The sequence below is a fragment of the Alphaproteobacteria bacterium GM7ARS4 genome (genome assembly GCA_014332745.1).
Taxonomy (GTDB): Bacteria; Pseudomonadota; Alphaproteobacteria; order GM7ARS4; family GM7ARS4; genus GM7ARS4.
This window is the reverse complement of record JACONL010000006.1, coordinates 1-9988: the sequence shown is the minus strand read 5'-3', so window position 1 is coordinate 9988 and position 9988 is coordinate 1. Positions and strand designations below refer to the sequence as shown.

At 52.4% G+C, this 9988-nt stretch carries 10 protein-coding genes; 5 read left to right on the top strand and 5 right to left on the bottom strand.

The genetic code is table 11. The features are described 5' to 3' along the window. Nucleotides 1-76: 76 nt before the first annotated feature. The 3 genes from GDA54_04895 to hemB all read right to left on the bottom strand — a co-directional run bounded on the left by GDA54_04895 (nucleotide 77) and on the right by hemB (nucleotide 3905). Nucleotides 77-1639 carry an alanine:cation symporter family protein gene (locus GDA54_04895; protein MBC6497641.1) on the bottom strand — a complete coding sequence of 521 codons (1563 nt, stop codon included), beginning with the start codon at nucleotides 1637-1639 and terminating at the stop codon, nucleotides 77-79. A 110-nt stretch (nucleotides 1640-1749) separates the two neighbouring features. Beyond that, nucleotides 1750-2907, bottom strand: coding sequence for a CoA transferase (locus tag GDA54_04890; GenBank protein MBC6497640.1), 1158 nt, complete (start codon nucleotides 2905-2907; stop codon nucleotides 1750-1752). Next, nucleotides 2904-3905: a porphobilinogen synthase gene (hemB, locus tag GDA54_04885; protein MBC6497639.1), complete on the bottom strand. Its 1002-nt coding sequence runs from the start codon at nucleotides 3903-3905 to the stop codon at nucleotides 2904-2906. The genes GDA54_04890 and hemB overlap by 4 nt, the downstream gene beginning before the upstream one ends. A gap of 33 nt (nucleotides 3906-3938) precedes the next feature. Between hemB and GDA54_04880 the strand changes: the two genes are divergently transcribed. The 5 genes from GDA54_04880 to bioA are packed head-to-tail and all read left to right on the top strand — an operon-like array spanning nucleotide 3939 to nucleotide 8482. Further along, on the top strand, nucleotides 3939-5162 hold the full coding sequence (locus GDA54_04880) for an aminotransferase class I/II-fold pyridoxal phosphate-dependent enzyme (GenBank protein MBC6497638.1): 1224 nt from the start codon (nucleotides 3939-3941) through the stop codon (nucleotides 5160-5162). Beyond that, complete coding sequence (locus GDA54_04875; protein MBC6497637.1) at nucleotides 5159-5869, top strand: alpha/beta hydrolase; 711 nt, start codon at nucleotides 5159-5161, stop codon at nucleotides 5867-5869. The genes GDA54_04880 and GDA54_04875 overlap by 4 nt, the downstream gene beginning before the upstream one ends. Further along, nucleotides 5866-6699 carry a methyltransferase domain-containing protein gene (locus tag GDA54_04870; GenBank protein ID MBC6497636.1) on the top strand — a complete coding sequence of 278 codons (834 nt, stop codon included), beginning with the start codon at nucleotides 5866-5868 and terminating at the stop codon, nucleotides 6697-6699. Before GDA54_04875 ends, GDA54_04870 begins: the two co-directional genes overlap by 4 nt. Continuing rightward, nucleotides 6696-7187 carry a dethiobiotin synthase gene (locus GDA54_04865; GenBank protein ID MBC6497635.1) on the top strand — a complete coding sequence of 164 codons (492 nt, stop codon included), beginning with the start codon at nucleotides 6696-6698 and terminating at the stop codon, nucleotides 7185-7187. Before GDA54_04870 ends, GDA54_04865 begins: the two co-directional genes overlap by 4 nt. Next, the gene (gene bioA, locus GDA54_04860; protein ID MBC6497634.1) at nucleotides 7172-8482 is read left to right on the top strand and encodes an adenosylmethionine--8-amino-7-oxononanoate transaminase; all 1311 of its coding nucleotides are present in this window, start codon (nucleotides 7172-7174) and stop codon (nucleotides 8480-8482) included. Before GDA54_04865 ends, bioA begins: the two co-directional genes overlap by 16 nt. Before the next feature lie 14 nt (nucleotides 8483-8496). Here the strand turns inward: bioA and GDA54_04855 are convergent, their stop codons facing one another. Beyond that, nucleotides 8497-9282, bottom strand: a complete 786-nt coding sequence (locus GDA54_04855) for a HesA/MoeB/ThiF family protein (protein ID MBC6497633.1) — start codon at nucleotides 9280-9282, stop codon at nucleotides 8497-8499. Beyond that, nucleotides 9279-9988: pyridoxal-phosphate dependent enzyme (locus GDA54_04850; GenBank protein ID MBC6497632.1), on the bottom strand; the 710-nt coding region annotated here is incomplete at its 5' end. The genes GDA54_04855 and GDA54_04850, both read right to left, overlap by 4 nt.

Below are 9988 nucleotides of genomic sequence, written 5' to 3'. Positions count from 1 at the left end.
CGTGTCCGGGAAAGCCCCGCTTGAGCATGGAAGCCTTGTTGCTCCATCGTCCATGCGGGGTTTTCTGTATCCTCTCTTATCTTTTTTTGTAGCGCTCTTGAAAGGTGAGCATGTCCCTTTTGACTTCTGACGAGAGGATGAAGAGCCCTATCGTATTGGGGATGAGCATGAGAAAGATGGTAGCTTCTGAGAGGCGAACAATCTCTTCCAGATTGGCAGAGGCGCCGACAATGACGAACAGGCAGAATATAATTTTGAAGCCATTGCTCACGACAGCCGTGTTGCCAAAGAGATACGTCCATGCCTTTAATCCATAGTAAGACCATGTGATCATGGTAGAGAAGGCAAAGAGCGTGATGGCAATGGTGAGAATCACAGGAAACCAATCTATGACGGTGGCGAAGGCTTGGGATGTCAGGGTGACTCCTTGAAGAGCGCCATGGCTTGTCTCATGCACGCCTGTAATGACGATAACGAGGGCTGTCATCAGACAGATGACCATCGTATCGACAACAGGCTCGAGAAGAGAGATCATCCCCGCTGAGGTGGAGTCGCCTGTGCGCACAGCGGCATAGGCCGTTGGCGACGAGCCAAGACCCGCCTCATTGGAAAAGGCAGCGCGCTTAATCCCCCAGACCATCGCCCCTAATATCCCTCCATATTGCGCTTCTGGTGTGAAAGCCGAGAGGATAATTTCCAGCAAAGCACTCCCAATCTTATCGGCATGAACGCCTATGATCGTGATACAGGCAAGCACATACAGCACGCCCATCATGGGGACAAGAATCTCTGTGACATGGACAATACTACGTATGCCATGGATAATGACAGCCCCCACAAGAAGAGCAAAAGCGAGCCCCACCAACCAGCCATAATCGTAAAATATGCTGGCCTCACCCCCTGTGCTGGCCACCAATTGTTGATAGGCTTGATTGGCTTGGAACATGTTGCCCGCCCCTAGACTCCCTCCTATACAGAAGAGAGCGAAGAGGACGCTGAGAAAAATCCCAAAATGCGCCAAGCCTCGACGTTCGCTGAGGCCGCGAGAGAGATAATACATCGCGCCCCCTGAGAAACTTCCATCCTCATGGGCGACTCGATATTTGTTCCCGAGACTACATTCGGTAAATTTTGTCGCAGCGAGAAAGAGGGCGACGACAATCATCCAAAACGCCGCCCCCGGGCCCCCTGCCGTGATGGCAACAGCAACGCCAGCGATATTGCCTAATCCCACAGTGCCAGAGAGCGCCGCGGATAAGGCTTGAAAGTGTGAGATTTCCCCGGGGGCATGCGTATCCTCCCCCTTGCCCATGGCAAGGCGGACGCCATAGGCAAGGCCTCGCACGTTGATAAAGCGCAGGTAAAACGTCAAAAACAAACTGACCGCCATGAGAAGGATGACGACATAGGGAAGAACACTTCCTCCCACCGATATGCCATAAAACACCATCGCCTCCATATTGCGGGCAACAGGACAGAGACTCCTGTTGATATAGCTATCAATATCTTTGAGGGAATGGACAGATATACGTTCTTCACACGCAGAATCGGCACCGCCTATGCTGACTTGGGTACCCACATAAAATAAGCCGAGGGCAAAAAGGACGGCAATGATACGATAAGGCGTAGATGTCGACATACGATGGGAGCAATGGGCAATGGCAGGGGACGTAGAGCAAAAAAGAGATAACCTCCCTTGTGATGGCATTATGCCATATTTTAAAAAAAATCAACCTATTTTATGGTGCGTCATGATTTTTGTTCTATTTCTTGTAAAAGGGCGTGGCGGTGGCTATCCAAGGCGGGGGAAGGCTGTTCGGTATCGAAGGGCATGTCTCCATCCTCTATGGTGCTTATCTTGAGGGGCGTGCCGACAATGTGGGTGGGTCCCATGGCGGGGTCATCTCCTTTCATGATCATCTGGCGGTGGTGGAGTTGAGGGTCACGGAGAATCTCAGCGACACCATGAATGGGAGCGACTGGCACGCCCATCGTCCTCAACCTTGTGAGCCAATGGTCTCTGGCTTTTTTTTGTAAGGCGCGGGCAATGATGTTTTTGAGCTGTGCTTGGTGTTGTGTGCGTGTGGCGTTGTCTTTAAAGAGGGGATGCGTGATAAGGTCTGCTCGTCCGATACTCTCTGCCAAGAGTCCAAAGAGTTTATTGTTACCAGCGGCGATGGCAAGGGGATGGTCTCTGGTGGGAAAGACATCGAAGGGCGTGATGGTGGGATGGCGCGTGCCTGTGCTTTGTGGCGTCAGTCCTGCGTCGAAACGGGCGATGGCATTTTCTAAAAGGGCAATTTGACAATCCAACATAGAGATATCGATACGTGTTCCTGTTCCTTCTTTGCGCAAGGCCGCCAGAATAGCGATGACAGCGAATAACCCTGCGGCAATGTCGCCAATAGAGACGCCAACGCGCACACCTTCCCGTCCTTCTTCGCCTGTGAGGCTCATGAGTCCTCCCATCGCTTGGGCAATGATGTCATAGGATGGGTGCATGTGATAGGGGCCATCATGGCCAAAGCCACTGATAGACGCATAATGTAGGTGTGGCCAGCGTCTATGGAGAGTCTCCCAATCATAGCCATAACGGGAGAGGGCATGGGGACGCGCATTTTCCACGAGCACGTGGCTCATGGAGAGGAGAGAGTCGAAAATTTTCCTATCACGCGCATGTTCTAGCGAGAGGGCAATGCTTTCTTTCCCACGATTGAGGGCAGCAAAATAGGCGGATTTCCCATTGATGAAGGGGCCTATGCCCCTTGAGTCATCACCCAACGGAGGTTTTTCTACTTTGATGACACGAGCGCCCAAGTGACGTAGTATCATGGTGCAATAAGGCCCAGCGAGAACCCGCGTCATGTCAAGGATAATGACATCATGGAGGGGAGGATGCATCGTCATGGCTGTAGGAGGCGCGCCGCATCGAGAGCGCCATAGCTGATAATCATAGTCGCGCCAGCCCGTTTGATGGCTAGCAAACTCTCTAAGAGGGCATCGTCATAGGAGAGATAGCCTTTTTCCGCAGCAGCATGGAGCATGGCATATTCACCACTTACATGGTATGCCGCAAGGGGAAAAGCATAATGCTCCTTAAGGCAATGGAGGACATCGAGGTAACATAAGCCGGGCTTGACCATGACCATATCCGCGCCTTCCTCGATATCCATCATGACTTCACGCAACGCCTCTTCCCGATTCGCTATCGCCATTTGGTATTGCTCCTTGCTTGCGCCCTGTAGAGAGCGTGTGCTTCCTAAAACATCGCGGAAAGGAGCATACAAAGACGATGCATATTTTGCGGCATAAGACAAGATGAGGACATGGTGAGCGCCATGCCTATCGAGGGCTTGGCGTATAGCGCCAATACGGCCATCCATCATATCAGAAGGGGCAAGGACGTGACAGCCAGCGTCGGCTTGCATGATGGCTTGGCGAGTCAAAATCTCTAAAGTCTTGTCGTTATCCACATCACCATGACGCCATAGGCCGTCATGGCCATGGGATGTGTAGGGGTCTAGCGCCACATCACAGATGACGCCTAAGGAGGGTACATGATGTCTTAAGTGCTTGATAGCGCGACAGATAAGGTTGTCTGGATTGACAGCGTCTGAGGCGCGCTCGTCCTTTTTCGATGCAGGGACGATGGGAAAGAGCATGACGCTCCCGATACCATAGGACAAGGCTTCACGCCCTTTCTGTATCAGTCCGTCCAGCGTGACGGGCGTCATGGCGGGCATGGCGTGAGCAGACTCCTCCATAGTCTCTTCGCGGACAAAGAGAGGCTGGACGAGGTTGTGAGGCGTTAATCTATGTTCCCTGAGCCATTCCCTCGACCACGCATGGCGACGCATGCGACGCAGACGCGTTTCAGGAAAATGACCGCGAAAAGGTAAAACCATGATAGGACTCTTTATAGGAGGTTGTTCCCTCTCTTGTCAAAAGGGGAAGAGCGCGAGCGTGATAACAGGATGACACAGCACCATCATACCCTTTATGACAGCGTCCTTGAAGAAAGAAAAAAGAAAGGGCTGTATCGTGTGATACAGGGTGATGAAGGAGGGCATGCCGATACGACAGGAAACATCACAAGAGGGGGGCGTCCCTGTGTCAATTGGGGGAGCAATGACTATCTTGCCATGTCCCTCGACCCTTTTCTCATCGCAAGGGCGCAAGAATGGGCGGCGAGATGGGGGGTGGGGAGCGGGGCATCAAGGCTCTTAGGGTGTCATCATCAGAGCCTATGCCATAAGGTAGAGCGTGCCATAGCCGCAGGCAAGGGCATGGAGGCGTCCCTCTTGTTTGCTTGTGGATGGATGGCGAACGTATCCGTGTTATCGAGCCTGTTGCGAGCCGACGTGGGGATGGGACAAGATGTTGCCATCTATACGGACAGACTTAACCATGAGAGCCTCCATCGGGGCTGTCAATTGGCTGGCGTGCGAGAAAGACGTTACCGCCATCTTGACCTCAATCATCTAGAGACACTTCTCTCAAAAGACCATGTCCGCTATCGCTATATCGTTTCAGAGACGCTCTTCAGTATGGATGGTGATTGCGTTGATATACAAGGGTTGGTAGAATTGGCGAGGAAATACCATGCCTTTTTATATCTCGATGATGCCCATGCTATGGGTGTCTTTGGTAAGAATGGCTTTGGCATGACGGAATCTGTCGCTGGTATCGATATGGTGATGACGACATTTGGGAAAGCCTTAGGGGGATTTGCGGCATCCATATGCTGTCGCCATGCCATGAGAGAATATCTTATCAATTGCTGTGGTGGCGTTATCTACAGCACGGCACTTCCGCCGCCTCTTTTAGGGGCTCTTGATGCGGGGCTTGAGCGTCTTGTGATGCTGACGGCGAGGCGTAAAAAACTCCTCGATGGGGCAGCGGTCATGCGCCGTCGATTACGGCATGCGGGATATGATTGTCTCTCTTCCCAATCCCATATCATTCCCATTATCGTCAAGGGTGCTTTCTCTGTCCACAATGTCGCCCGCCAGCTATGGGAGAGAGGGCATTATGTCCCTTTCATACGCACACCCACCGTGCCAAAACACCAAGAACGCTTGCGTATTTCCATGACATCAGCCCATACACGAGACGACATGGACGGGTTATTCCATGCGCTGACACAGGCGTATCCTCTATGACAGAGCAACATCATCCCGTCTGTTATGTCTATGCGCACGGGTGGGGCGTTGACAGCACCCTGTGGCAAGAGATGGCACCATGGCCTCATGCGCATGGGACTCGCGCTCTTTTCTACGAAAGGGGGTATTTTGGCATGCCCAGTCCAGATGTGCGGTCAGTCATCAAGGCGTGCGCTGAGACGCATAAAGTCGTTGCTGTCGGCCATTCTTTTGGTCTGTGTCGTCTTTTACGCCTATCGAAGACATGGTGGCACGGGGTGGTCAGCATCAGTGGCATGCTCTGTTTGCCTTCGAAGGACGACAATCCTTGTGGTGTGCGCCCCTCTTTGTTGACGGCCAGTCTCTCTCGGTTACGCGCATCACCCATGGCGATGTTACGCGACTTTTACGCCTATTGTGGCGTCGAAGGGAGGGCACTTCCTTCCCATGAGGAGAGTGTCATGCCTCTTCTCGAAGAGGACTTCAAGGATATACAAACGGCAGATGAAAGAATGGCATGGCAACAGCTTCTTGCCCGTGGCGTGCCTTGCTTGTGCCTATGGGCTGATGATGACAAGGTCGTTCCTTCATCATTATCCCAAGCCCATATGACAGGTGATGGCGTGTTATGTCATCGATGGCATGACGGCGGGCATATGCTTCCCTTCACAAAACCGCTGGAATGTCGTCAGCATATACAGACGTTCATGCGCACGATGGTGATATGACAGACAGCGCGTGTCGTCAGCCTATGGCTGATGTTCTGTTCTCTCGTAGGGTGAGCGCGCGTTTTTCGCGCGCCAGCAGCCATTACCACCATGCGAACGGATTGCAGAGGCATGTGGCGACGCGCTTGGCGAGTGAATCGCTTGCCTACATCGAAAAATATGTATCTCCTTCCCTTCTAGAGATAGGGTGTGGTAGCGGACAATGGATGGAGGCATTGTCTCGTGATGGTAGGCACATGGAGAGGCGTTTTTCCGTTTGTTGCCTCACCGACATCAGTAGCGATATGGTGCGACAGAGCAGAAGACGCCTCCATCGCCTCTATGGGCGGTGCTATCACGACATTGTTTGTGACGGACGGCGTTTGCCTTTTAACATGGGCTTTGACATCATTGTCATGACGATGGTGCTTCACTGGTTGGCGGGGTTCGGGGATGTGACCCCTGTATTGACAGAGATCCTCTCACAACAATTGGCGGTTGGTGGTCTTCTTATCCTTGCTTTTCCGGGGGTAGGGAGTCTCTCTCATTTTCACGCCTTGTGCAAACAGGGAGGCGGACGGGGGAGTCCCTTTTCCTTTCCCGATGCCCATACGGTGGATGTCCTTCTTTCCCGATATGGACAGTGCGTCTCTTCCCATGACGAAAGGAAGGACGAGTCTTATGCGCACCTCAAAGGCTTTTTAGACCATATACGGCAGTGGGGTGCGTCTGTTCCTCAGCCTTCATGGGTCTCTTCTATGGCCATGCTACGTTTTTTAGTGTCACAGCAAGACAAGCCTTTCACGGCTGATTGGCATATTCACTATCGTCTCATGCAGAAAACATCATGAAAGGACTCTTTATCACAGGGACAAACACGGACATTGGCAAGACGCTATGGTCGGCCTATCTGTTAGCTCGCTCACGAGGGATCTATTGGAAGCCCATTCAATGTGGTAAGCCCTATGATAGTGCCCCCAACAACACGGGGCGTCTTTGGATTGTTGAGGGGGCGGGAGGCGTCCTTGTGCCCCTTAATGACACCCATATGATGGTTGACATGATCTCTATGATGTGTCTTCCTGTTATCATTGTGGCATCGACCAGACTTGGTACAATCAACCACACGCTCCTGACCATCGAGGCGCTTCGTACCCGCCATGTGTTCCCACGAGGCGTTGTGCTGTATGGAGAACAGGACGAGGACAATCACCATGCTATAGAACATTATGGTAACATTAAGGTGTTATCCACAATGTGCGTTCATAAGCCCATCCGTCATATCACAGACCAAGACGTCCATATCACACATCACATGCCATCATGGTGGACTCTGTGACACGCGCCCATGCCTTATGGCATCCCTACACAAAAGGAGGGATAGAGGATGACGTCCCTCACATCACAAAGGCAGAAGGGGTATGGCTTTATGACGAGACGGGGAAACGTTATATGGACGTCATAGGATCTTGGTGGGTTAATCTCCATGGGCATAGCCATCCCACATTGGTTGAGGCGTTACAAAGACAAGCGCGCACGTTAGACCATATTGCCTTTGCTGGTGCGACCCATCAAGGGGCGCTCGATGTGGCACGGCGCTTGGTTGATGCTGTTGGCGCGCCCTTTGAGCGTGTTTTTTTCTCTGACAATGGCTCGACGGCGGTGGAGGTTGCCCTCAAGATGGCGTGGCAGTATTGGCATAATCAAGGGGAGAGGCGTCAGCGATTCATGGCCTTTCAAGGAGGCTATCATGGCGACACATTGGGGGCGATGTCGGCAGGATTTTCCTGTGGCTTTTATGAACCCTTTGCCTCTATGGTGTTTCCTTTCGACTTTGTTCCTTATCCCGCCTCATGGCATGGCGTCAATGATGAAGAGGAGAGAGAAGCCCATGCCTTGTCATGTCTTGTTCAGCAGCTAGAGGCCCATAAAGGGCAGCTCGCCGCCATCATTATCGAGCCGTTGGTGCAAGGGGCGGCAGGTATGCGTATGTGTTCGCCTCGTTTTCTTGAGCATGTTGTGGCGGAAGCCCAAGCCCAAGGGGTGCTTGTTATTTTTGACGAAGTCCTCACAGGATTTTATCGGACAGGCAAGATGTTCGCATGCGACCATCTTCAGCACAAACCAGACATCATCTGTCTCGCCAAGGGACTGACGGGAGGCATGCTTCCCCTTGCTGCGACTCTTGTATCGTCTCGCGTCTTTTCCGCCTTTGCCGATACCGACCCCGCCCATAGTTTCATGCATGGGCATTCATATACAGCGAATCCTCTGGGGTGTGCTGTCGCCCACGCATCGATGGACTTGTTAAACACGCCGACGACCCAAGCCCGTATACGCGCTATCATCGACGTGCATAGGGAACGTTTGGCAGATTGTGCGCCCTATGCGTTTATGCGCCACAGGCGTCAATGTGGCGTTGTCGTTGCCTTCGAGTGTGGAACGCATAATGATGACGGGCATTATCACCATGCCATCAGCAAAAGATTGCGCCGTCACTACGCGCAACAAGGCTTATGGTTACGTCCCTTAGGCACGACACTTTATATGGTGCCACCCTATTGTATCACTGACGCAGAACTCCACCAGGCATGGGACATCATCATCTCGGTCTTACAGAAGGAATGCGCGTAAACACGATGCCTTGTCTATTTTTTGTATCCACAGAGAGGACATGCCTTATTTTTTGTCACGTGGATAAGGCGGAGACGATGGTGACGTCCATCGTAAAGGAGCAGGGTGTGTGTTGATGGCGCAGGATTTGCGACAATGTGTTTTATGACGTCTAAGGCCTGAAGAGAGCCGATAATGCCAGCGAGAGGGGCGACAATCCCAGCGCGCTGACATCCTTCTTCTCCCGTGTTGCTATCCTGTTCGGGGAAAAGGCAACGATAGCATGGGGAGGAGGAATCTTGCCAAGGACGAAAACTGGCGACTTGTCCTTCAAATCCTTGGCATGCGCCGCTGACAAGGGTTTTTTTCAAGCGGTAGCATGCGTCATTGACGAGATAGCGGGTGGCAAAATTATCGCTTCCATCGGCAATGATGTCGTAATGTCCTATCAAGGCATCGATATTGTGCTTTGTCAGTCGGGACGGGTGGGCGTTGATGGTGATGAGCGGGTTGAGAGCGTGTGCGTGGCGTTGGGCTTGGATGGCTTTTCTTTTGTGAATATCGCCTGTGGTATAGAGAATTTGACGTTGGAGATTCGATGTCTCAATAGCGTCATCATCGATGATACCGATAGTGCCAACGCCAGCAGCGGCGAGGTATAAGAGCAAGGGAGACCCTAACCCGCCCATCCCAATGATAAACACGCGCGCATGTTTGATGGCCTCTTGCCCCTTTGTTCCTATGTCAGGGAGGACAAAATGGTGGGCGTAGCGTTCAATTTCATCATCGTCCCAAGAATCGATGTTTTCCAGCTGTTTCATGGGATGAAGGAAAAGAGTTCTGTGGAGAGATAGCGTTCGGCAGAGGAGGGCATGATGGTGACGATTGTTTTACCGCGCGCTTCGGTGGATGTGCCAATTTCCATGGCGACAGCGAGGGCTGCGCCAGAAGATATGCCGACGGCGAGTCCTTCCAGAAGGGCAGCTTGGCGCGCTGTCTTAAAGGCTGTTTGGTTGCTCACCGTATAGACGGCGTCGATGATATTCCTATCGAGGATTGTGGGAACGAATCCCGCCCCTATGCCTTGTATTTTGTGCGGTCCTGCGATTCCCCCTGAGAGAATAGGCGAATTTTCTGGCTCTACGGCGATCATGGCGATGTTTGGATTATACTCCTTGAGTTTTCTTCCCACGCCTGTGATGGTCCCGCCAGTGCCGACACCGCTGACGACATAATCGACCCGATGATCTGTGTCGAGCCAGATTTCTTCTGCCGTTGTCTCATAATGGATGGCGGGATTTGCGTCATTGTCGAATTGCCTCAGCATGATGGCGTGGGGGTCATTATCAACGAGCTGACGAGCGCGTTCCAATGCTCCTTTCATGCCTTTCTCTGCTGGCGTGAGGTCGAGCTGTGCGCCAAAGAGGGCCAGCATGTTACGCCTCTCCCGTGACATGCTTTCAGGCATGGTGAGGACAAGGCGAATGCCATAATAGGCACAGGTAAAGGCGAGGGCGATGCCTGTAT